The 22335-nt window shown below is 66.1% G+C and carries 23 protein-coding genes; 11 read left to right on the top strand and 12 right to left on the bottom strand.

What is annotated here, in order from left to right; all coding sequences use genetic code 11:
• Positions 1-1214: CHAT domain-containing protein (locus tag GJ695_RS25775; protein ID WP_154369872.1), on the top strand; the 1214-nt coding region annotated here is incomplete at its 5' end.
• Here the strand turns inward: GJ695_RS25775 and GJ695_RS25770 are convergent.
• Positions 1211-2185: an SDR family NAD(P)-dependent oxidoreductase gene (locus GJ695_RS25770; protein ID WP_154369870.1), complete on the bottom strand. Its 975-nt coding sequence runs from the start codon at positions 2183-2185 to the stop codon at positions 1211-1213. The two genes, GJ695_RS25775 and GJ695_RS25770, sit on opposite strands and share 4 nt — an antisense overlap.
• Positions 2186-2324: 139 nt before the next feature.
• Between GJ695_RS25770 and GJ695_RS25765 the strand changes: the two genes are divergently transcribed.
• The 3 genes from GJ695_RS25765 (at position 2325) to GJ695_RS25755 (ending at position 3977) form a co-directional block, all read left to right on the top strand.
• A complete protein-coding gene (locus tag GJ695_RS25765) occupies positions 2325-3221 on the top strand; it encodes an AraC family transcriptional regulator (RefSeq protein WP_154369868.1) in 897 nt (298 codons plus the stop codon).
• Between the two features lie 61 nt (positions 3222-3282).
• A complete protein-coding gene (locus tag GJ695_RS25760) occupies positions 3283-3552 on the top strand; it encodes a hypothetical protein (protein WP_154369867.1) in 270 nt (89 codons plus the stop codon).
• Positions 3549-3977 (top strand): PIN domain-containing protein, encoded by a 429-nt coding sequence (locus GJ695_RS25755; protein ID WP_154369865.1) that lies wholly within the window; start codon positions 3549-3551, stop codon positions 3975-3977. The genes GJ695_RS25760 and GJ695_RS25755 overlap by 4 nt, the downstream gene beginning before the upstream one ends.
• A 9-nt stretch (positions 3978-3986) precedes the next feature.
• Here GJ695_RS25755 and GJ695_RS25750 read toward each other — a convergent pair whose 3' ends face one another.
• From GJ695_RS25750 to GJ695_RS25730, 5 genes are all read right to left on the bottom strand, one after another.
• Entirely contained in the window at positions 3987-4205 is a 219-nt protein-coding gene (locus GJ695_RS25750) for a DUF2783 domain-containing protein (protein WP_154369863.1), read from the bottom strand.
• 10 nt (positions 4206-4215) lie between these two features.
• Entirely contained in the window at positions 4216-5205 is a 990-nt protein-coding gene (locus GJ695_RS25745) for an SLAC1 family transporter (RefSeq protein ID WP_154369861.1), read from the bottom strand.
• A gap of 76 nt (positions 5206-5281) precedes the next feature.
• Positions 5282-6241 (bottom strand): GlxA family transcriptional regulator, encoded by a 960-nt coding sequence (locus GJ695_RS25740; RefSeq protein ID WP_154369859.1) that lies wholly within the window; start codon positions 6239-6241, stop codon positions 5282-5284.
• Between the two features lie 69 nt (positions 6242-6310).
• Positions 6311-6607 carry a putative quinol monooxygenase gene (locus tag GJ695_RS25735; RefSeq protein ID WP_154369858.1) on the bottom strand — a complete coding sequence of 99 codons (297 nt, stop codon included), beginning with the start codon at positions 6605-6607 and terminating at the stop codon, positions 6311-6313.
• The gene (locus GJ695_RS25730) at positions 6604-7284 is read right to left on the bottom strand and encodes a type 1 glutamine amidotransferase domain-containing protein (RefSeq protein WP_154369856.1); all 681 of its coding nucleotides are present in this window, start codon (positions 7282-7284) and stop codon (positions 6604-6606) included. The genes GJ695_RS25735 and GJ695_RS25730 overlap by 4 nt, the downstream gene beginning before the upstream one ends.
• Before the next feature lie 123 nt (positions 7285-7407).
• Here GJ695_RS25730 and GJ695_RS25725 point away from each other — a divergent pair, with 123 nt between their 5' ends.
• The 5 genes from GJ695_RS25725 (at position 7408) to GJ695_RS25705 (ending at position 14630) form a co-directional block, all read left to right on the top strand.
• Entirely contained in the window at positions 7408-8331 is a 924-nt protein-coding gene (locus GJ695_RS25725) for a LysR family transcriptional regulator (protein ID WP_154369854.1), read from the top strand.
• Positions 8332-8436: 105 nt separating this feature from the next.
• A complete protein-coding gene (locus tag GJ695_RS25720; RefSeq protein ID WP_154369851.1) occupies positions 8437-10593 on the top strand; it encodes a S53 family peptidase in 2157 nt (718 codons plus the stop codon).
• Positions 10594-10918: 325 nt separating this feature from the next.
• The gene (locus GJ695_RS25715; RefSeq protein WP_371866605.1) at positions 10919-11593 is read left to right on the top strand and encodes a gluconate 2-dehydrogenase subunit 3 family protein; all 675 of its coding nucleotides are present in this window, start codon (positions 10919-10921) and stop codon (positions 11591-11593) included.
• Positions 11594-11610: 17 nt separating this feature from the next.
• Entirely contained in the window at positions 11611-13380 is a 1770-nt protein-coding gene (locus GJ695_RS25710; RefSeq protein WP_154369848.1) for a GMC family oxidoreductase, read from the top strand.
• Positions 13377-14630: a c-type cytochrome gene (locus GJ695_RS25705; protein WP_229260648.1), complete on the top strand. Its 1254-nt coding sequence runs from the start codon at positions 13377-13379 to the stop codon at positions 14628-14630. Before GJ695_RS25710 ends, GJ695_RS25705 begins: the two co-directional genes overlap by 4 nt.
• An 87-nt stretch (positions 14631-14717) precedes the next feature.
• On the opposite strand, the gene GJ695_RS25700 is transcribed toward GJ695_RS25705, so the two are convergent.
• Positions 14718-15854, bottom strand: coding sequence for an MFS transporter (locus tag GJ695_RS25700; protein ID WP_154369845.1), 1137 nt, complete (start codon positions 15852-15854; stop codon positions 14718-14720).
• Between the two features lie 3 nt (positions 15855-15857).
• Positions 15858-16622, bottom strand: coding sequence for an SDR family oxidoreductase (locus tag GJ695_RS25695; RefSeq protein WP_154369843.1), 765 nt, complete (start codon positions 16620-16622; stop codon positions 15858-15860).
• Positions 16623-16780: 158 nt separating this feature from the next.
• Between GJ695_RS25695 and GJ695_RS25690 the strand changes: the two genes are divergently transcribed.
• On the top strand, positions 16781-17740 hold the full coding sequence (locus GJ695_RS25690) for a GlxA family transcriptional regulator (RefSeq protein ID WP_154369842.1): 960 nt from the start codon (positions 16781-16783) through the stop codon (positions 17738-17740).
• On the opposite strand, the gene GJ695_RS25685 is transcribed toward GJ695_RS25690, so the two are convergent.
• The gene (locus GJ695_RS25685; protein ID WP_154369840.1) at positions 17728-18312 is read right to left on the bottom strand and encodes a hypothetical protein; all 585 of its coding nucleotides are present in this window, start codon (positions 18310-18312) and stop codon (positions 17728-17730) included. The two genes, GJ695_RS25690 and GJ695_RS25685, sit on opposite strands and share 13 nt — an antisense overlap.
• A 129-nt stretch (positions 18313-18441) precedes the next feature.
• Here GJ695_RS25685 and grxC point away from each other — a divergent pair, with 129 nt between their 5' ends.
• Complete coding sequence (grxC, locus tag GJ695_RS25680; protein WP_154369838.1) at positions 18442-18696, top strand: glutaredoxin 3; 255 nt, start codon at positions 18442-18444, stop codon at positions 18694-18696.
• Here grxC and GJ695_RS25675 read toward each other — a convergent pair.
• From GJ695_RS25675 to GJ695_RS30535, 3 genes are all read right to left on the bottom strand, one after another.
• Entirely contained in the window at positions 18664-19563 is a 900-nt protein-coding gene (locus tag GJ695_RS25675; protein ID WP_154369836.1) for a LysR family transcriptional regulator, read from the bottom strand. The two genes, grxC and GJ695_RS25675, sit on opposite strands and share 33 nt — an antisense overlap.
• A 10-nt stretch (positions 19564-19573) precedes the next feature.
• A complete protein-coding gene (locus GJ695_RS25670) occupies positions 19574-20578 on the bottom strand; it encodes a YeiH family protein (RefSeq protein ID WP_154369835.1) in 1005 nt (334 codons plus the stop codon).
• A 104-nt stretch (positions 20579-20682) separates the two neighbouring features.
• A complete protein-coding gene (locus tag GJ695_RS30535; protein WP_154369833.1) occupies positions 20683-22272 on the bottom strand; it encodes a methyl-accepting chemotaxis protein in 1590 nt (529 codons plus the stop codon).
• Positions 22273-22335: the final 63 nt, after the last annotated feature.

Here is a 22335-nt window from a genome sequence, read left to right as displayed (position 1 = left end):
CCGGCGGTGCGGCGGAACTGGCGGCGGCGCAGGCCGACATCAGCCGCCTGCTGGACCAGGCCACGACGGCATGGAGCACGCCGGCGGCGCCGCAGGACGTCGCTACGCACGCGAACGCCGTTGCGGAGCCGGCCGCGGTACAGCGCGCCGCGCTGCCACCGGGCCGCCTGCAACTGACGTATCTGGTGAGCGAGCGGCGGCTGCGCATCGTAGTCCAGCATGACCGCGTCGCCCGCGTGGTCACGCTGGATATCGACGAAGCCACGCTGGCGCGCGAGATCGCATTGCTGCGCCGGCTGGCGCAAGATCCCGGTAAAGATCCGCGCCCGCAGGCGCAGCGCCTGTACGCGCAACTGCTCAAGCCTGTGGCGCACGAGCTGTCGCAAGCATGCAGCCTGACGCTGTCGCTCAACGGCGTGCTGCGCTACCTGCCGTTCGCCATGCTGCACGACGGTCGCCAGTGGCTGGTGCAGCGCCTGCCGATGCAGGTGGCCGGCGGCGCCGATACCGACGCCACGCCGGCGGCGGCCAGCGTGCCATCGCGGCCGCCGTCGGTGGCGTTGTTCGGCCAGAGCCAGGCCAGTGACGAACTGCCGGCCTTGCCCTATGTGGCGCGCGAGTTGCAGGCGGTCAGCGCCACCGAGCGCGCCGGCCGCATTCCGAGCCAGACTTACTTGGACGGCAGCTTTACCGCCGCTGCGCTGGAGCGCGGGTTGCAACAGGCCAGCATGGTCCACATCGCCAGCCACTTCGTGCTGCGTTCGGGACGTGACGACGGTTCCTATCTGTTGCTGGGGAATGGCCAGCGTCTGAGCCTGGCCGAGCTGGCGCAGGAGCGCTTCCGTTTCACCGGGCTGGACCTGCTTACCCTGTCGGCCTGCGAGACAGCGGTGCCGGCCGGCGTGGACGCCACCGGCCGCGAACTGGCCGGCCTGGCCTGGCTGGCGCGCGAACGTGGTGCGCGTTACGTGCTGGCCAGCCTGTGGCGCGTGTCCGACCGTTCCACCGCGACGCTGATGGCCGACTTCTACCAGGCGCTGGGACGCGGCGTCAGCAAGCCGGAGGCGTTGCGGCAGGCGCAGTTGAAGCAGATCGCGCGCGCCGCTGCCGCCGGTCCGGCGCGCGGCCTGAAGGCGCTTGATGCGCCGGCGCCGGCTGCCTCGCACGGTCATCCGTTCTACTGGGCCGGCTTCACCCTGCTGGGCAACCTTTAGAAACGCTCGCCCACCAGTTCTTCGGCCCTGGCCCATAGTGCATCGGCACGCACCGGGTCGATTGCATAGGGACGCACGCCGGCGCTGAAGGCGCTGACCGCCGCATCGTCCGCCAGGATCTCGCCGACATGGCAGTCCTCGCAGTATTTGCCGCCTATCGTTTCCGCATCGGCGGTAATGCCGGCCCACAGCGTGGTCGCCGCGCCTTGCGCGACGGTCTTTACCTCGAATGGCGGGAAGCCCAGCGCCAGATGCTGTTCGTTCATCGACGTGAAAGCTGCCTGGAAGTCGGCCGGGTCCATATTGCGTACGAGTTCAGTCAGGATCACGCCGGGATGGATGCTGGCCGCGCGCACGCCGCGATGGCGATGGCGCGCATCGAACGCCACCGCCAGCAGCGCGTCGCCGGTCTTGGAGCGGCCGTAGGCAAGCCACGGGTCGTAAGGCGTGTGTGCGAAGTTCGGATCGTCCAGGTCGACATCGGCGAAGCGGTGGCCGTTGGAGGACAGCAGGATCAGCCGCGCACCGTCGCGCATCAGCGGCGCCAGGCGGTTGGCCAGCACGAAGTGGCCCAGCACATTGGTGCCGAACTGGCTTTCGAAGCCGTCCTTGGTGTGCTCGAACGGCGTGGCCATGACGCCGGCGTTGGCCACCACCAGGTCGAAGGGCTGGTTGGCTGCGGCCATCGCGTCGCTGACCTTGCGTACCGACGCCAGGTCGGCCAGGTCCATGTGGATAATCTCGACACTGCCGCCGCTTTGCGCGGCCGCGTCGCGCACCACTTTCGTGTTGACGTGCGCCTTGTCGAGATCACGCACGGTGCCGATGACGTCGGCGCCGTGCGCCACCAGTGCGCGGGCGGTTTCCACGCCCAGTCCGGCCGAAACGCCGGTAATGAAAACGCGCTTGCCGCGCAGGTTGATGCCGTCCAGTACTTCGTCGGTGGTTGATGTTGCGCCGAAAATTTTCATGATGTAGTTCTCCTGTAGGTCAAAGGGGAGCGCGCGATCGGCGCGCCCACCTTGCCCAAGATACGCTTCCAGCTTGCCCATCGCTCGCCAAAACTGGTCAATTTCTTGCCTGATCCGCTCAAACCTGTACACTGGAGCGATGGACGACTTAATTGACCAGATGTGCCGCCGGGTGCTGCGCCACATGGATGAACAGCACATGGAAACCGCGATTCCCCGGCTGGCGATCGGCGCTTTCCGCAATCCGGAACCGACGATGACGGCGGTGGGCGCCGGCGTCTGCCTGGTGCTGCAAGGCGCCAAGCAGATGATGGTGGGGAAGAAGATGCTGCGCTACGGCGCGGGCGGCTGCTACGCCTCGCTGATCGATTTGCCGACCACCTTGTGCGTGTTCGAAATGGACGGCGACAAGCCCTACCTCGGCACCGGACTGACGCTGAACCACGAGGTGTTCACTTCGTTAATTGCCGACATGCCGGAGGCGCCGCCGGACAAGTCCGCGTTGGGCTTCCACATCGGCACGGTGTCGCGCGCCGTGCTGGAGGCGTGGGACCATCTGCTGGCGCTGCTCGACACGCCGGAAGACATTCCCATCCTCGCCGCAGCGCGCGAGCGTGAGTTGCTCTATCGCCTGCTGCAAAGTCCGCACGGGCCGCTGTTGCGGCAGATCGGGCGGGAAGAGGGGCGGCTGGCGCAGGTGCGGCGCGCGATCGACTGGATGCGGCATCACTTCGACGAATCGTTCCCGATCGAGACGGTGGCCGAGATCGCGGGCATGAGCGTGTCCTCGTTCAACCGCCACTTCCGCGAGGCCACCTCGACCAGTCCGCTGCAATACCAGAAAACGCTGCGACTGCAAGCGGCGCGGCGCCTGCTGGCCTCCGACATGGACGCCACCCGTACCGCCTACGCCGTCGGCTACGAAAGCCCCTCGCAATTCAGCCGCGAGTATGCGCGGCTGTTCGGCCGCCCACCAAAGCAAGACGCTTCGCAACTACGCGAACATATCAGCGACATTTCCAACGTTGTGATCTGATTAAATGAGATACACTGAACTCACTCTGAGGTATCGTTAACGAGATTGCGAGGAGATCACAATGCGTCAACTGGTTGTGGAGGTTCCGGCAGGTGAGCTGGCGAATCTTGAAAAGATCACGCTGATCGAAGTGCGGTCTGCACCGGTGACGAAAGAGAAAAAGCGCCGCATGAAAATCTCGCTTGTAGCGACCGCTTTCGAGGCGAAAACCAAGCTTGTTCCTCAAGAACAGCGCAAACAGGCGTTGGGAAAAGCATTCGGTATATTGCAGGGACGTTCTGACTCTCCACAGGATGGCCTCGTCTTCCAAATAGAGCAGCGCGCGGAATGACCGCAGTTCTCTTCGACACCAATATTGTGATTGATTACCTCGCTGGTCGGGTAGAAGCCCTGCTGGAGCTTGAATATTTTGGCGATTCTGCAATAAGCTTAGTCAGCTGGATTGAAGTCATGACGGGTGTTCCTCCAGATCTGCGGCCAGTCGTAAAGGAGGCTATCAGTGAGGCCGGGCTGGTTATTTTGCCGGTTTCGGACGCTATCGCAACGGAGACAGTCTCGATACGTTATCAAACAATAAATCAACGTCCCAAGCGTCGGCTGAAACTGCCCGATGCAATTATCCGTGCTACCGCAAATGTTCACGCCCGACTTCTTATCACAAGGAATACAACCGACTTTTTCGGAGCCGATATTCGTGTACCGTATCAAATAGATGCGGCAGGTAATGTGTTCAACGCACTACCGCAATCGACCTAGAAAGCGAAGCTACTTGGCCGGTAATGCTCGCTCCACGTTCACGCGGGCCAGTGCGAAGGCCTGGCGCAGGACGTTCAGGTCGCCGATGTGGTTGGCGAGCAGCAGCACCAGTTCGGCATCCAGCATTCTGCTCTGGCCATCGTCGAGGTCATGGTGCGAGTCGGTCAGCATGTTGTAGAAATCTTCGTAGTCGTCGAGATTCTGGCCCAGCTTGAGTTGTGTGTTCATGGCGGCTCCTTCAGGCGGTGAGAAGGCGGCCGGTGAACAGCGCGTGCAGCGTGCGCGCCGCCAGTGCGAGCACGGCCACCGTCAACAGCACCAGCAGCAGGAAGGCGATCAAGGCCAGGCCTGTGCCGCCGACTGCGTTCGCATACATCTGCGCGGCGCTGGCCAGTGCCGCCAGTGGAAAGCCGATCGCCCACCATGCCGGCGAAAACGGCGCCGGCCGCCGCACCAGTCGCCAGGCGATGACCACGAACAGGAACAGGCCGAAGTAGAACAGCAGCGCCGCAAACATGTCGACCGTCCGCACCAGGTTGACGTAGGCGATAAAGCCAACCGCGAATGGCGCCATCAGGATCATCTTCGACGGCCGCATCGGCGCCGCCAGCGGTTCCTGATGAATCAGCCGCGAAAAGATCAGCACGAAGAACACGACGGCGCTGACGCCGCCCACCGCTGCCGCCAGCAGATTGATTTCGTGCGTCCACGCCGCCGGCAGCGCGCCGCCGGTGACAACGATGTCCAGGCTGCCCACGCCGGCAATCAGCCATGCCGGCGCCACGCTGGCCGGTGCGGCGCTGCCATTCAGCAACCGCGAAATCATGATGAAGCTCAACGCCAGCGTGGCCGCCGTGCCGATGCTCCACACGACCAATTGCGCGGCCGCGCTGTAGCTGCCGATCACGCTCGACAGCAGCAGGATGCTGATGCCTATCGTGCCGAAGAAGCTGCCGATCACCGGATGCGCAAACTCCTGCTTCACCAGCTGCGGATACTTGACCAGCTTGGCGACATAAGCCACTGCCAGCACCGCAAACAGCAGCAGCGCCATCACGCCGATGGCGCGCGAGATGGCGATATCGGCGCCGTAGTTGCTGCTGGCAAGACGCCACGCCAGCGCCAGGCCGGCCACGCTCATGACCGCGCCAAACAGGCTGACCGGCAGATAGCGCACCGAGGGAAGTGGGCGCGCAACAACGGCGGCGCCGGAAGAGACGGATTCCATGCTGACTCCTTGAATGAGTGAATGCAGAAATTCTGCGCCCCAGCCGTGCCGCCGTGCGCGGCGTGGCCCAAAAACGCTACTGCTTGTCCCGAAAGCGCTCGCGGTATTGTTTCGGCGTGGTTTGCAACTGGCGCGAAAAGATCATGCGCATGCGCGTGGCGTTGTCGAAGCCGCAGCGGAAGGCGATGGTTTTCAAGGGCACATCGGTCTCTTCCAGCAGCTTGCGCGCGAAGTCGATGCGCACCTGGTCGACAAACACCGACGGCGTCACCTGCGCATGCTTGGCAAACGCGCGCGAGAAGGTGCGGCGGCTGACGCCCACCGCGTCGGCGATATCCTCGATGGTCAGGTCGTCGCTGATATGGTCGGTCACATACTTCAGCACGCGCGCCACTAGCGAATCCTCGTCCGGCCCCACCGCCAGATACGGGCTGTACTGCGATTGCCCGCCGTCGCGCCGGATGTAGACGATCAACTGTTTGGCGACTTTCATGGCCAGGTCGTGGCCCCAGTCCTCGGCGATCAGCGCCAGGCACAGGTCGATGCCGGCGGTGACGCCGCCGCAGGTAAACAGGTTGCCATCGCGGACGAAGATCTTGTCCGGCCGGACGTTCGATTGCGGGAACTGGCCCGACAGCCGTTCCGCATGGTCCCAGTGGGTAGTGATTTCGCGGCCGGTCAGCAGGCCGGCATGCCCCAGCAGGAACACGCCGTTGCATACGGCGCCGACGCGGCGCGCACCGTGGGCGCGCTGGCTCAGCCAGGCGGACAGCGCCGCTGCGGGACGGTATTCGGGAAAGCGCGGACCGCCGGCCACCAGCAGCAGTTCGGCGTCGACGTGGTAATTCGGGTAATCGTGGTGGACCTTGAACTCCATGCCGCTGGAGCACATCACGCCGTCCGGCCGTTCGCCGACCAGCGTGATGTCGTAGTGATCCTTCTTCGCCAGGAAGCGGTTGGCCTCCGTGAAGACGTCGAGGGGGCCGGCCACGTCCAGCGCCTGCACCCCATCCAGTACCACCAAGGTCAGCTTCATCGTTTCCCTGTCTTTGCTTTGCTGCGCAACAAAGTACCACATGCGTGCAGGCTTGGACAGGGACGCGACTTAGCGTGGCAGCAGTACCTCGACCTGGCGATCCGCCAGCAGCGGCAGGGCGCGGCCCACGACCAGCGACTGGTAGTGCTCGGACTGCTTGTGCGCTTCCAGTGCTGCTTCGTCGCGGTAGTGTTCCAGCAGCAGCAGGCTGTGCGGCGAGTCGACGCCACGGTAGGCTTCGTAACCGAGGCAGCCTGGCTCGGCCAGCGATTTCGGACGCATTTCCGCCACGATCGCCAGCACGTCGCCGAGCTTGCCATCGACCGGCTGCCAGCGGGCAACCACGGTGATCACGCCGGCGCTCATTGCTGTGCTCCTTGCAGGGCCTTGACGATTTCCTTCGCCAGCGCGCCGCCCGAGGCCGGGTTCTGGCCGGTCATCAGACGGCCGTCCACCACCACTTTTTCCTGCCACACATCGGTCGCCTCGAACTGGGCGCCTTCGGCGCGCAGCGCGGTTTCCAGGTTGAAGGGCACGTCGGCCTGGGCGTAGCCGGCTTCCTCGTCATTGGAGAACGAAGTCAGCTTGCGGCCGTAGACCAGCGGCGTGCCGTCTTCCAGCTTGACGCCCAGCAGCGCGGCAGGGCCGTGGCAGACGGCGGCGACGATCTTGCCGGCGTTCCAGGCTTGCAGCACGGCGGACTGCACCTGCGGATTGTTGGCGATGTCGACCATCGGGCCCAGGCCGCCGGGGAAGAAGATGGCGTCGTAGTCGCGCACATCCACTTCCGACAGCTTGCGGCTGTGGTTCAGGCGGCGAATGGCTGCGCTGTTGCGGAAGGCCAGTTGCGAAGGATCGTTGGCGTCGTAGCCGTCTTCCGGGATGGCGCCGCCCAGCAGCGAAGCGTATTCAACGGCCACGCCGGCGTGGTCGAACACTTCGTATGGGTGGGCGACTTCAGGGAAGAAATAGCCGGTGGCGCGTTTGTTCGGGCCGATTTCGGCAGCGTTTGTCAAAATAAACAGTACGTGTTTGGTAGTCATGGCGAGCTCCTTGCTTGGTTAAGAATCCGCATAACGGTGCGGGTTGAGATAACTATAGGAGCATCTGGCAGGGCCGGGTAGATACTGCTAGGATGACGCAATGTCAAACAAATTAATACAATCATGAGCGATCCGGCCCCGATACTCGATGAATTGCGCGCCATGGCGGTGTTTGCCACGGTGGTGCGCAGCGGCAGCTTTGCCGCCGCCGCCCGTTCGCTGGGACTGACGCGCGCCGTGGTCAGCCACCACATCCGCGCGCTGGAGGTCAAGCTGGGTGTGCCGCTGGCCCAGCGCAGCACGCGCAGCTTCAGCCTGACGCCCGCCGGCGAAGCCTTCCGCGTCCATTGCGAGCGGCTGCTGGACGAGGCCAACGACGGCATCCGCGGCATGGAGCTGCTGCGCGCCGAGCCGCGCGGCGAAGTGCGCATCACCTGCTCGCACCACTTCGGCAGCAAGCGCATCCTGCCGGGGCTGCTGGAGTTCCGGCGGCGCTATCCCGCCATCCGCCTGCACGTGTCGATGAACGACGCCAATGTCGACCTGGTACAGCAGGGTATCGAGCTGGCGGTGCGCGCCGGGCCGCTGGCCGATTCGTCGCTGGTGGCGCGGCGGCTGGTGCGCGAACCGACCATGCTGTGCGCCTCGCCGGCCTATCTGCGGCGCTACCGGACGCCAACCTCGGTCGCCGAGCTGGAGCAGCATCGCTGGGTGGTGTATCCGCCCAGCCAGCGCGGCATGACGGTGCGCGTCGATGGCCAGGAAGTGCAGGTTCCGGTGCGCGGCGACGTGGTGACCGACAGCGCGGCGTCGCGGCTGGCGTTCGTGCTGGCCGGCGAGGGCATCGCGCGCCTGCCGGCCTATGATGCGGCTTCCTTGCTGGGATCGGGCGAACTGGTGCGCGTGCTGCCCGACGTCGAGACGGCCGCGCTGGAAATCTACCTGGTCCATTCGCAGCGTATCGGCCCCAGCGCGCGGCTGTTGCGAGACTTCCTGCTTGCTGGGCAACATGATGAGGAAGGCAACAAAAGCGCGCTCTTTACGTGAATTTACGCGATTTTCGGTCGTTCCTGACCAACAGGTAAGACATTTCCGTGTGGAAATTTGATAGTATTTGCTGGCCACTTCTTTTCCCGATCCCGAGAGATTGCCATGCAAGATTTCCTCCAAAACAAGCGCCTCTGGGCGTTGCCCCTGACCTGCATCGCCGCGCTGTTGAGCGCCTGCGGCGGCAGCACCGACAGCACGGCCGACACCGCGCAGGCGCAGAGCGCCGCGCCGCTGGCGACCGCTTCCACGATCCTGACGCTGGACCCGGGCAGCCTGGCGCCGGCCGATGCGCAGCAGTTCGCGCAGCCGTCGTTCCACATGGCGCCGGTGCTGCTGGATGTGCCAGCCGACGCCGCGCCGGGTGACGCGGCGCCGTCCAGCGTGCACACGCAGACCGTGCCGACCGCCTTCCGCCGCCTCGACTCGCGCCGCCTGACGGTGGACGCACTGCGCCAGGTGCAGGCGCTGCGCAGCGCCGACAGCACGGCCGATGCCGACACCTCGGCGGCCACGCCGCTGGCCACCACCACCACGGTCGCCACCTACACGCCGGCGCAGATCCGCGCCGCCTACGGCCTGCCGACGCTGCCGGCCAGCTTCACCGGCCTGACCACGGCCCAGGCCGCCCAACTTGGCGCCGGCCAGACCATCTACATCGTCGACGCCCAGCACAACCCGAACGTGGCGGCCGAACTGTCGGCCTTCAACACCAAGTTCGGCCTGCCGGCCTGCACCACCAAGGCCATCGCCACCAACGCCAGTTTGCCGCTGGCCACCGCGTCGTCGACCGCCTGCGAACTGTCGGTGGTGTACAGCACCGCCGCCGGCGCGATGACCAGTTCGGCCCCGAGCTACGATTCCGGCTGGGCCACCGAGATCGCGCTGGACGTGCAGTGGGCGCACGCCACCGCGCCGCTGGCGCGCATCGTGCTGATCGAAACGGCCAGCTCCAGCTATGACAATCTGCTGGGCGGCGTGCGCCTGGCCAACAACCTGGGCGCCGGCATCGTGTCGATGAGCTTTGGCGGCAGCGAAAGCAGCGGCACCAGCTCGGCCGACAGCGTGTTCTCGGCCGCCAACATGACCTACCTGGCCGCCACCGGTGACTCCGGCGCCGGCGTGGCCTGGCCATCGGTCTCGCCGAAGGTGCTGGCGGTGGGCGGCACCACGCTGACCTACACCGGCGGCACCCGTTCGGAAGTGGTGTGGTCCAGCACCGGCGGCGGCGTCAGCCAGTATGTGGCGACGCCGAGCTACCAGAGCACGGCGGTGCCGGGCATGGGCACGGCCGCGCGCCGCACCGTGGCCGACGTCGCCTTCAACGCCGATCCGAACAGCGGCCAGTACGTCGCGGTGATCGCCTCCGGCGGCAGCACCGTCAAATGGACCAGCGTCGGCGGCACCAGCCTGGCGACGCCGCAGTGGGCCGGCCTGATCGCCGTCGCCAACGCGCTGCGCGCCGTCAACGGCAAGGCCGTGCTGGCGGCGCCGCACGCGGCGCTGTACACCAACATCTCCACCGTGGCCGGCACTTACGCCAGCGTGTTTGCCGACATCACCAAGGGCAGCCACGGCAGCTGCAGCGCCTGCAGCGGCGAAGTCGGCTACGACCAGGCCACCGGCCTCGGCACGCCGAACGCCACCGCGCTGCTGTCGACCCTGTCGGGCCTGACCGTGCAGACGGCGCCGGTGGTCACGTCCGCCAGCATCAGCGGCAAGGCCGGCACCGCCTTGAGCTTCACCGTGTCGGTCACCGCCAGCAACGCGGTCAGCTACACGCTGACGGGTGCGCCGTCTGGTATGGCCATCAGCAGCGCCGGCGTGGTCAGCTGGGCGGCGCCGGTGGCCGGCACCTATAGCGTGACCGTCACCGCCAAGGACAGCAAGACCGGCCTGAGCGGGCAGGGCGTGTACACCGTCGTGATCGCCGCGGCCAGCACCACGACCACCGGCACGACCGGCACAGGTACGACCGGAACCGCCACCGGCGGCGGACCGGTGATCAAGGCATCGGCCATCACCGGCGTCGCCGGCCGCGCGTTGAGCGGCACCATCAGCATCAGCGACGCCACCAGCAAATCGGTCTCGGTCAGCATCAGCGGCGCACCGCTGGGCATGTCGTTCCAGGTCAGCGGCATGCAGATCGTCGCCAGCTGGGCCTCGCCGCAAACCGGCAGCTACCCGCTGAAAGTGGTGGCCACCGACGGCAACGGCGCCAGCGCCCAGGTCACTGTCCCGGTCACCGTCACCGCCCGCTAAACCGCTCCCCGCTTCACCCGCGCGCCCGGACATCCTCCTTCTTGGAGGTGTCCGGGCGCTGTCATTCGCGCTACATTCCTGTTATAGTCCCGCCGAAATTGGTCTGACCAATTTGTTTCGTGGTCAGGCCATAAATTCACAAATGTATAGTTTGACTGTGTAATAAAACTGTTTTAAACTGGCTTCAGTTTTTGCTCCAGATCAAGTTTCAATCAGGTTTTTCCGCCCGCCGCAGGGTCTGCCGCCGGGTGCATCCTCTTCACTCTCACTACATACGCTACCTATGTCCACAGGCAAATTCAGTCCCTCGCGACGGACTATTCTCATGGCGACCGCAGCGGCCGTCCCTCTCGCATCGATTCCGCTGGTGCGCCAGGCGCGCGCCGACGGCCTTGAAGGCGTCGAACTCAGCCAGTACCAGCCGGTGTTCTTCACGGCGCCGGAATGGCAATTCATCCTGGCGGCCTGCGACCGCCTGATCCCGGCCGAGGGCCGCGGTCCGGGCGCGCTGGAAACCAATGTGCCGGTGTTCATCGACCAGCAGCTGCACAACGGCCTGGGCGACGACGTCTACATGGCCGGCCCGCACAAGGCCGACGCCGCGCCGACGCTGGGCTTCCAGGGCACCTTCACGCCGCAGCAGGCCTACCGCACCGGCATCAAGCTGGCGCAGCAGGCCGCGCAGCAGAAGCACGGCAAGCCGTTCGAACAACTGGCGGCGGCCGACAAGGACGCGCTGCTGACCGCGCTGCAAAAGAACGAGATCGTGTTTGCCGACCTCGGTGAGCCGGGCCTGAAGGCGTCGTCGTTCTTCAACCAGATGCTGGGCGACGCCAAGAACGGCTACCTGGCCGACCCTATGTACGGCGGCAACAAGGACATGAAGGCCTGGGTCGCGATCGGCTTCCCCGGCGCCCGCGCGGCGTACACGGAATGGGTCGACCAGCACAACGTGAAATATCCCCTGGGTCCGGTCAGCGTCAGCGGCAAGCGTGCCTAAAAAGAAGAAAGTTAAAAATGCCAAACATTACTAACGACGAAGTAGACGTCGTCATCGTCGGCCTCGGTTGGGCCGGCTCCATCATGGCCATCGAACTGGCGCAAGCCGGCCTGAAAGTGCGCGCGCTGGAACGCGGCCCGGACCGTCCGCCGGAAGATTTCGCCTACCCGAAACCAGCCGACCAGTACGCCTATGCGATCAAGAACAAGGTGTTCGCCACCCCGCGCGACGCCGCGCTGACGGTGCGCTACAACGACGCCGAAACCGCGCTGCCAACCCGTAAATGGGGCGCCTTCGCACCGGGCACCGGCGTCGGCGGCTCCGGCCTGCACTGGACCGGCGTGCTGATCCGCCCGACCACCACCGACATCAAGCTCAAGACCTACGCCGACCACGCCTACAAGCGCGGCATCCTCGATCCGGACATGCGCATCAAGGACTTCCCGTTCACCTGGGACGAGATCGAGCCGTTCTACGACAAGTTCGACAAGATCTGCGGCCTGTCCGGCACCACCGGCAACCTGAAGGGCGTGATCCAGCCGGGCGGCGATCCGTTCGAAGGTCCGCGCTCCAGCCCGTATCCGCTGCCGGCGCTGCACGACACCTACAACAGCTCGCTGTTCGCGGCGACCGCCAAGAAGATGGGCTACCATCCGTTCCCGAATCCGTCGGCCAACGTGTCGCAGGCGTGGACCAATCCATACGGCGCGCAGCTGGCGCCGTGCAACTACTGCGGCTACTGCTCCAAGTACCCGTGCCTGAACTACTCGAAGGCCTCGCCGCAGACGGCGATCCTGGACGTGGTCAAGCGCATGCCGAACTTCAGCATGCGCACCAACGCCAACGTCATCCGCGTTGACCTGCACGACGACAAGAAGACCGCCAGGGGCGTCACCTACATCGACGAAAACAAGCGCGAAGTGTTCCAGCCGGCCGGCATCGTCATCCTGTCCAGCTTCCAGTTCGCCAACGTGCGCCTGATGCTGTTGTCGGGCATTGGCCAGGTGTACAACCCGCTGACCGAGACCGGCACCATCGGCCGCAACTACGCCTTCCTGAGCAACGGCGACGCCACCTTGTTCTTCAAAGACAAGCACTTCAACCCGTTCGCCACCGCCGGCGCCACCGGTGAAATGTTCAACGACATCTCGCCCGGCAACTTTGACGGCGCCTCGCTCGGCTTCATCGGCGGCGCCAAGATCCACAGCTCGCAGGCCACCGGCGCGCCGATCGGCACCTCGCTGCCGAAGGGCACGCCAGGCTGGGGCAAGGGCTGGAAGGAAGGCATGGTCGACTGGTATGGCCGCTCGATGAAGATCGGTATCACCACCACCTGCATGTCGTACCGCGGCCACCACCTGGACCTGGACCCGAACTACAAGGATCCATGGGGCCAGCCGCTGCTGCGCATGACCTTCGACTGGCGCCAGAACGAACTCAAGCTGCAACGCCACCTGCGCGACATCGTGCTCGGCATCGCCAAGGAACTGGGGCCGGATTCGATCAGCGAAAACTTCCTGGCGCTCGATTCGCACTGGGACATCACCAAGTACGTGTCGACCCACAACGTGGGCGGCGCCATCATGGGCGATTCGCCGCGCGACTCGGCGCTGAACCGCTACCTGCAATCGTGGGACGTGCACAACGTGTTCGTACCGGGCGGTAACGCTTTCCCGCAGAACTTCCAGGCCAATCCGACCGCGACCATCGGCGCCATCACGTTGTTCGCGGCCGAAGCGATCAAGAACCACTACCTGAAAAACCCTGGCCCGCTGGTGCACGTATGATGAACAAACTGACGCAATTCCTCACCACGGCAGTGCTGGCGCTGGCCGGCGCCGCTACCCACGCCGCCACGGATCAGACGCTGATTCAACGCGGCGAATACCTGGCGCGCGCCGGCGACTGCATCGCCTGCCACAGCGCGGCCGGCAAGCCGGCGTTTGCCGGCGGCCTGGCCATCGACAGCGGCCACGGCATCATCTATTCGAGCAACATCACGCCGGACAAGCAGCACGGCATCGGTGCGTACACCGAGCAGCAGTTTGCCGACGCCGTGCGCAAGGGCGTACGCGCCGATGGCACGCACCTGTATCCGGCCATGCCGTACACCAGCTACGCCAAGGTCAACGATGCCGACATCAAGGCGCTGTATGCGTTCTTCCAGTCGGGCGTGAAAGCGTCGACCTTCGATCCGCCGGCCACCAAGATGAGTTTCCCGTTCAATATGCGCTGGGGCATGGGCGTGTGGAATTACTTCTTCGCCGACACCAAGCCGTTCGTGGCGCAAGCCGGCTGGAGCGACAAGGTCAAGCAGGGCGCGTATCTGGTGGAAGGCCTGGGCCACTGCTCCAGCTGCCACACGCCGCGCGGCTTCGCGATGAACGAAAAAGCCAGCAACAGCGGCCAAGACAAGTTCCTGGCCGGTGGCGAGCTGAACGACTGGCCAGTGCCATCGCTGCGCGGCCTGCCGCGCTGGAGCGAAGCGCAGATCGTCGACTACCTGCAAACCGGGCGTAATCAGGGTTCGGCGGTGGCGGGCGAGATGACCGCCGTGGTCGAGCACAGCACCGCGCATCTGCAGGACGGCGATCTGCAAGCGGTGGCGGCCTACCTGAAGACGTTGTCGCCGGTGCCGCCGCGCGGTCCTGCCGTCAAGCCGCAGGGCAAGGAAGAAACGGCGCGCAAGCTGACCGCCGCCGTCAACCTGAGCCTGGGTGAGCGCCTGTACCTGGACAACTGCGCGGCCTGTCACTTTGTGAACGGCAAGGGCGCCAGCCGCGTATTCCCTGAACTGGATGGCGCGACCGTGATCAATGCCGACAATCCGACCGCGCTGGTGAACGTCATCCTGCACGGCGCGCGCACGCCGTCGACCGACAAGGCGCCGTCGATCCTGGTGATGCCAGGCTTCTCGCGCCGCCTCAGCGACGCCGAAGCCGCCGCGCTGGCGACCTTCCTGCGCCAGGGCTGGACCAACAGCGCCGACAGCGTCTCCGAACGCGACGTCGCCAAAATCCGCGCCAAAGCGCATTAAAAAACTCCGGGGTCAGGTCCGTCATTTCTACACGAGCTCAACCATGTAAGGTCGTGCTCGTGTAGAAATGACGGACCTGACCCCGGGTTATTTAAGGCTGATGCGGGCCAGCAGCAGGAACAGCAGCGAGCCGAGCAGGTTGTAGACGTAACCATGCGCATACAGCAGGCCGGCCGCCGCCGAACCGAGCGCGATGCCGGAGAACACGAACGACGCGGTCAGCGCCAGCGCCACGCCGCGCAGCTCGCCCGACAACTCGACGATGCGGCGCTGCTGCGACGGCCAGACGATGTCGGTGGCAAAGGCCCAGAACAGCAGCGCCGCAAACAGCACCGCCATGTTGTGCGGACTGACCATCAACAGCAGCAGGTCGGCCGCCAGCAGCGCCATGCCCGTCAGCAGCATGGCGTTGGCGCTGTAGCGGCGCGCCGCCCGCACCACGAACAGGTTGCCCAACACGCCCGCCACGCCCAGCACCGCCAGTCCGGCCGACACGATGTGCGCGCTGCCATGGAACACGTCGCGGATGATGGGCGCGATGAAGGCATACGTCGCGTACACGCCGGCGGCAATGAAGAACACCACCAGAAACGCCGGCAGCAGCACGGCGTCGGTCAGCACGCGCCACAGCGTGACCAGCGTGATGGCCTGGCCGCCAGGCTGCGCCGGCACGGTGGCGCGGATCAGCAGGGCGACGCCGGCCGCCGCCGCGCCGATCAGCAGGAACAGCGGCCGCGCGCCCCAGGCGGCCGCCACCCAGGCCGCCAGCGGCATGCCGACCAGCCCGGCCAGGCTCAGGCCCAGCAGCACCGTGGCGATCGCGCTGCCCTGCTGCTTCTGCTCGACCAGCCCGGCCGCCAGCGCACCCAGCACCGGGCCGATCAGCGCCGCGCCCAGTCCCATCACCACCCGCGCCGACAACAGCGTGCCATAGCCCGGCGCCAGCGCGAACAGCAGCGCCGCCACGCTGAACACCGACAGGCCGGCCAGCACCTGGCGCCGGCGCGGCAGATGTCCCAGCGCCACCTGCAACAGCGGCGCGCTGACCGCGAAGGTGACGCCAAACACGGTGATCAGCAGCGCCGCCTGCGTTTCGCTCAGGCCCCATTCACCGGCGATCGCCGCCAGGCTGCCCACCACCGACAGCGCGCCGGTGGCTTGCACGAAATAGGCCAGGCTGAGCGAACGCAGCGCCAGCGCGGCCGGCCGTGGGATGGCGTCCATCGCTTAATGACCGACAGGAATCGGGTTTTCGCGCATTTGCTGGTTGAAGCCGTTCACCAGGCCGTGCTCGCCAGAGCCGGGATTGTCGCGCAGCGCCTGGATGGCGTCGACATAGACTTCATCCTTGCCGGCCGCCAGGCCCTTCATGGTTTCCTCGACGAACGCCGGCAGCGGCATGGCGCGGTTGTCGCCGCTCTTGTAGATCAGGTCGGTATCCACCCATGGCGGGGCGATTTCCACCACGCGCACGCCGCTGTCGGCCAGCATGAAGCGCTGCGACAGCGCATACGAGTGGATCGCCGCCTTGGTGGCCGAGTACACCGCCGTGCTGGCCAGCGGGATGAAGGCCAGCACCGACGAATTGTGGATCACCACGGCGTCCTTCTGCTGCTTGAGGTGCGGCAGCAGCGCCGAGGTCATGCGCACTGGGCCGAGGAAGTTGGTGGTGACGGTGGCCAGCGCGGTGGCGTCGTCGATGGCGCCGGCGGCGTCGTCAAACGGCATGATGCCGGCATTGTTGAACAGAACGTTCAGCGTCGGGAAGTCGCGCGTCAATTGGGCGGCGGCCGCGGTGATCTGCGCCGGGTCCTGGATGTCGAGCTCGATGCTGCGCATGCCGGGATTGGCGGCGGTCACTTCGTCCAGCAGCGCCTTGCGGCGGCCGCTGATGATGACCTGGTTGCCGAGACGGTGGAATGCTTCCGCGATGCCACGGCCGATGCCCGATGCGCCGCCGGTGATGAAGATCGTGTTGCCGTTGGTTTTCATGATGTTGCCTTTCCGTTGTGTGAGTTGATGAAGGCCATTCTGAACCGCATCGGCATGACATTGGTGACGTAATTCACGCAATTCAGGACATCATCGAAGTGCGCAGATTTTAAAAATATGGCTTAAAATGCGTGTAATCGATATTTATGGATGTCATCATGAGCAAGCGCATCGGGCTGGTGATCTACCCTGGTTTCCAGGCCCTGGACATGGCGGTGCTGACCGTCTTCGAGTTCGCCAACACCCTGCTGCCGGCGCCGCTGTACGAACTGGCCACGCTGTCGGTGGCGGGCGGCCCGGTGAAAAGTTCCAGCGGCGTGGCGCTGGACAGCCAGCCCGTCGGCTGGGGCGGCTATGACACGCTGCTGGTGGCCGGCGCCACCCATCTGCCGGCGCCGCAGCCGGAACTGCAAGCGGCATTGAATGCCTCGGCCGGCGCCACGCGCCGCATCGCCAGCATCTGCACCGGCGCCTTCATCCTGGCCGGCGCCGGCCTGATGGACGGCAAGCGCGCCACCACCCACTGGGCCTTCGGCCGCCGCTTGCAGGAGCTGCATCCGGGCCTGCTGGTGGACGAGGACAAGATTTTCGTCAAGGATGGCGCGGTGTGGTCGTCGGCCGGCGTCACCGCCTGCATCGACATGGCGCTGGCCATGGTCGAGGGCGACCTCGGCGTCGAGATCGCGCGCAAGGTGGCGCGCGCCATGGTGGTGTATCACCGCCGCACCGGCGGCCAGTCGCAGTTTTCCGCGCTGGCCGAGATCGAGCCAAGCTCGGACCGCGTGAAGGAGGCGCTGCTGTACGCGCGCGACAATCTGCGCAAGGAGCTCGGCGTCGAGGAGCTGGCCGCGCAGGTGCACTGGAGTCCGCGCCATTTCAGCCGCATGTTCCAGGCCCAGACCGGCATGGCGCCGGCCAAGGCGATCGAGAAACTACGGGTCGAGGCGGCGCAGGAATTGATCGACCAGGGCCACTCCTCGGTGGCGCGCATCGCCGAGCTGACCGGCTTCGGCGACGAGGAGCGCTTGCGGCGCGCTTTCCTGCGCGCCTTCGGCCAGTCGCCCAAGATGCTGGTGCAGCAGGCGCGGCTGCGCAACGAGCACGTTTATTTGTCCTGACCGGCGGGCCTGGCCTTGGCCGGGGACCGGCTGCGGATGGCGTTGAGCTGCTTGAGTTCCTTGTCGCTGGCGTTGGCCAGCAGCGCTTCATGCGCCTTGCCCAGTTCGATGTAATGGGCCTGCTCCGGCGTCAGCGCCTGGCCGCGCAGCGCCCAGCTGGTGAGCCAGCCGGTGGCCAGGCAGCACAGCAGCACCAGTACCGTGTAGACGGCGATCCAGCTGCCGGTCTTGAATTGCAGCAGGTTCAGCGACAGGCTGGTCTTGCGCGCGGCGTCGGTGGCCTCGCCGATGCTGGCCACCATCTGCGCCACGGCCGCCTGCGTGGCGGCGGTGGCGGCCGCGCTGGCTTCGGCTGCTGCGCTGGTGGCGGCCTGCTGCGCGTCGGCGTTCAGCTGCACGGCATCGGCGATGCGGCTGTCGATCTGGCTCAGGCCGGCGTTGGCCAGCCGCACCAGCTTGTCGCAGTTGGCGATCTGCCGCGTGACATTGGCCACTTCGCCATGGAAGCGTTCCACTTCCCGCGCGTGGGCGTCGAGCTTGTCGTTGAAGAGATCGAGTTCGGCTTGGTTCATGGCGTGGTCGGCAGGTGAACGATGTGCCCATCATACCGGTTGCGACGAATAAGCAAAATCCTGCGCCTGGCGAGCATGTTCCGCCGCGCCCGCCAGGCGCATACTGTAGGCATCAATCAGGAGGACATCATGACCCAAGTGACCATTTATACCACCCCCGTCTGCGGCTACTGCACCATGGCCAAGCGTCTGCTGGCCGGCAAGGGCGTGGCCGTGACCGAGATCGATGCCGGCAGCGACCCGCAAGCCTTGCAGGAGATGATGACGCGCAGCGGCCGCCGCACGGTGCCGCAGATCTTCTTCGGCACGCGCCACATCGGCGGCTATGACGATCTGGTCAAGCTGGACCGCTCAGGCGGCTTCGATGCCGCCCTGGCCGGCTAGCACCTGTGCCAGCGCCAGCGCCGCGCGGCTGGGCAAACGCTGGCGATGTTGCAGCAGCGAGAACGGGCGCGGCGGCAGGTCGAGGTTGACCCGGCACAGCAGCCCGGCCTGCAGGTGCGGCGCCACCACCAGTTCCGATACCACCGTGGCGTAAGGACCGGCCATGGCGGCGCTGCGCACCGCCTCGTTGGACGGCAGCGCCAGCGCCACCCGCAACTGCGCCGGCGCGATGCCAAGCGCGGCCAGCCGCGTTTCAAACGCCGAGCGCGTGCCGGAACCCGGTTCGCGCAAGATCCAGTCAGCCGCGCGCAACGCGTCCGCATCCACCGCGCGGCCGTCTGCCCACGGGTGCGACGGCGCCACCACCGCCACCAGCCTGTCCTGCGCCACCACGGTCGCCGCCAGTTCCGGCGCGTCGACGCCATCCTCCACCAGTCCCAGATCCGCCAGGCCGTCGCGCACCGCCTGCGCCACGCTGCTGGTGTTGCCGATGGTGAGGCCGAGCGCGATCAGCGGATGGCGGCGATGGAAGGCCAGCAGCAATGGCGGCAGCCAGTAGCTGGCGATGGTCTGGCTGGCGTGCACCGCCAGCGTGCCGCGCTGCAGGCCGGCCAGTTCGGCCAGCGCCAGTTCGGCGTTGCGCGCCGCCGCCAGCGTGGCGCGCGCCTCGGCCAGGAACAGCCGGCCGGCGTCGTTGAGCTGGATGCCGCGTCCCATGCGGTGGAACAGCGGCGTGTCATAGCGTTCCTCCAGCGCGCGCAGCGAGGCGCTGACCGCCGACGGCGTCAACGCCAGGGCGTCGGCCGCCCGCGTCAGGTGTTCGCGCTCGGCGACGGCGATAAAGATGCGCAGCTGTTCCAGCGTCATGCGGTGTCCTTCAGGCGATGTGCAGAAAATGGATCAGGCCCAGGCTGATCGCCGACAGCACCAGCAGGGACATCACCACCACCATGGTAACCCGGCCGCCGGCGCGCAGCACGGAACGGGCGTCCACGCCCAGGCCCAGCGCCGCCATCGACATCACGGTCAGCACGCTGGAGGCCGCGTGCGCCGGCGCCAGCAGTGCTTGCGGCAGCAGGTCGAACGAGCGCAGCGCCATCAGCGCCAGGAAGCCGACGATGAACCACGGCAGCAGGTGCGACAACTGCGGACGGCGGCGCTGCGCTGTCTCCTCGCGCGGGCCGAACAGCGACAGCAGCAGCACGACCGGTCCCAGCATCAGCACCCGCACCAGCTTGACCAGTGTTCCGATATGGGCGCTGGTCAGCGACACCGCGCTGGTGGCGGCCAGCACCTGCGGCACGGCGTACACGGTCAGGCCGGCAAACACGCCGTACTGCGTGGCCGACAGCGACAGCAGGGGCATGGCCAGCGGCAGCGTCAGCACCACCAGCACGCCGAGCACGGCGGTGAAGGAAATCGAGGCGGCGACGTCCTGGCCGTCGGCGTCGATGACGGGTGCGACGGCGGCGATCGCCGAATTGCCGCAGATGGAATTGCCGCAGGCGATCAGGATCGCCAGCTTGGCCGGCAGCCCGCTCAGGCGGCCGATGGCGTAGCTGGCGCCGATGGCCAGCAGCACCACGCCGGCGATCCCGGCCAGCAGCAGCCAGCCGTTGGCCAGCAGCGCGCCGGCGCTGACCGAGGCGCCCAGCAGCAGCACCGCCAGTTCCAGCAGGGTCTTGGCGCTGAAGTGGATGCCGGCGTCCCAGCGCGGGTGCAGGCGCAGCAGTGTGCGCAGGGTGGTGCCGAGCAGGATCGCCAGCACCAGGCTTTCCAGCCAGGCACGGCCGAACAGTGCGGCCTCGGCGCGTTCAAGGCCGGCGGCGGCGGCGGTCACCGCCGCGCACAGCAGCAGGCCAGGCAGGATGTTGCGGACCATTTCATACTCCTTATTACATTTTCGAATAAGGAAAGTATGAAACCGTCTATGGTGTGCAGTCTATTGATATGTTCTGCACAGTTCGTTCGAATGACGCGAATGGTTTAGCGCAGGGCCAGCTGGCGCTTGTTGGCCACGCGTACCTGGTCGTTGGTGCGGAACACGCTGATGGCCTGGTTCAGGCGCGTGGCTTCGTCCTGCATGCTCATCGCGGCGGCCGAGGCTTCCTCGACCATGGCGGCGTTCATGCGGGTGGCGTTGTCCATTTCGGCGATGGCCTGGTTGATGTTGTGCAGGCCGGCGCTTTGCTCGCGGGTGGCGGCGGTGATCTCGGTCATGATCTGCGCCACTTCCTTGATGGCGCCGACGATGTCGGTCATGGTGGCGCCGGCGTCGTCGACCAGCTTGCTGCCGGCGTTGACCTGGTCCACCGATGCGCCGATCAGCACGCTGATTTCCTTGGCCGCCGCCGCCGAGCGCTGCGCCAGGTTGCGCACTTCCGATGCCACGACCGCAAAGCCGCGGCCCTGTTCGCCGGCGCGCGCCGCTTCCACCGCCGCGTTCAGCGCCAGGATGTTGGTCTGGAAGGCGATGCCGTCGATGATGGCGGTGATTTCCGAAATGCGCTGCGAACCCTGCTTGATCTCGGCCATGGTGGCGACCGCCTGGCCCACTACCGTGCCGCCCTTGCTGGCCAGCGTGCTGGCGCCCAGGGCCAGCTTGTTGGCCTGGCCGGCGTTGTCGGCGTTGTGTTCCACCGTCGAGGTCAGCTCTTCCATGGCGCTGGCGGTTTCCTCGATGCTGGCGGCCTGCGATTCGGTGCGGCCCGACAGGTCGGCGTTGCCCTGGGCGATCTCGCCGGCGGCGCTGGTGATGGTGCCGGCGCTCTGCATGACGTCGCTGATCAGGCTGCGCAGCGCGGTGTTCATCTCGCCCAGCGCTTCCAGCAGCTGGCCGGCCTCGTCGTGCGAATCGCTGTGGACGTCGGCGGTCAGGTCGCCCTGGGCCACGCGGCGCGCCACGCCGATGGCGTAGTGCAGCGGGCCGACGATGCTGCTTTTCAGCGCCATGCCGCACACCACCACCACCAGAGCCAGCAGCACGGTCAGCGTCAGTTGCAGGCGCAGGCTCGTGGTGGCGGCCTGTTCGATTTCGGCGGCGCTCTGGTCGATCTGCTCGCGTTCGAACGCCACCAGTTCGCGCAGGCGCTGCTGGTAGATGTCGGCCGAGCCGATGAATTTGTCGTTGAGCACGGCGCTGGCGGTGTCGTTGTCGCCGGCGGCCTTGGCCTTGGTGATGGCGGCCTTGTGCACGTTGTAGATGTCGCGCGCGTCGCTGATGCCCTTGAGCAGCGCGGTTTCCTTGTCCGACGTCAGCAGCACGCCGACCTTTTTCAGGATCTCGCCGGCCTCGGTGGTGCCCTTGTTGGAGTCGGCCGCGAAGAATTCGACCAGGCCGTTGTCGCTGCTGCGGGCAATGGCCAGCGTGCGGCGCGCGCCGGCAAAGATGATGCGATACCAGTCGCTGACCAGGCGTTCCTTGGTCAGCGACATGTCCAGCAGTTCCTTGGTGGAGGCCCGCATCTTGCCGAGTTGCCACAGGCTGACGCCGGTGGTCAGGCTGGAGACCACCAGCACGATGCCGAAGACAAGGGTGATTTTTTTGCCGATGTTGGCGTTTTTCATGAAGTTCATGGGGGTTCCTGGTGCGCGCGCGCGAATGTCCACAATCCTAACAAGGTTATCATTGTTTTTCCG

The organism is Duganella alba (genome assembly GCF_009674495.1).
Classification (GTDB): Bacteria; Pseudomonadota; Gammaproteobacteria; order Burkholderiales; family Burkholderiaceae_D; genus Rugamonas; species Rugamonas alba.
Note: the sequence above shows the minus strand (reverse complement) of the source record. Positions and strands in the feature narration are given on the sequence as shown.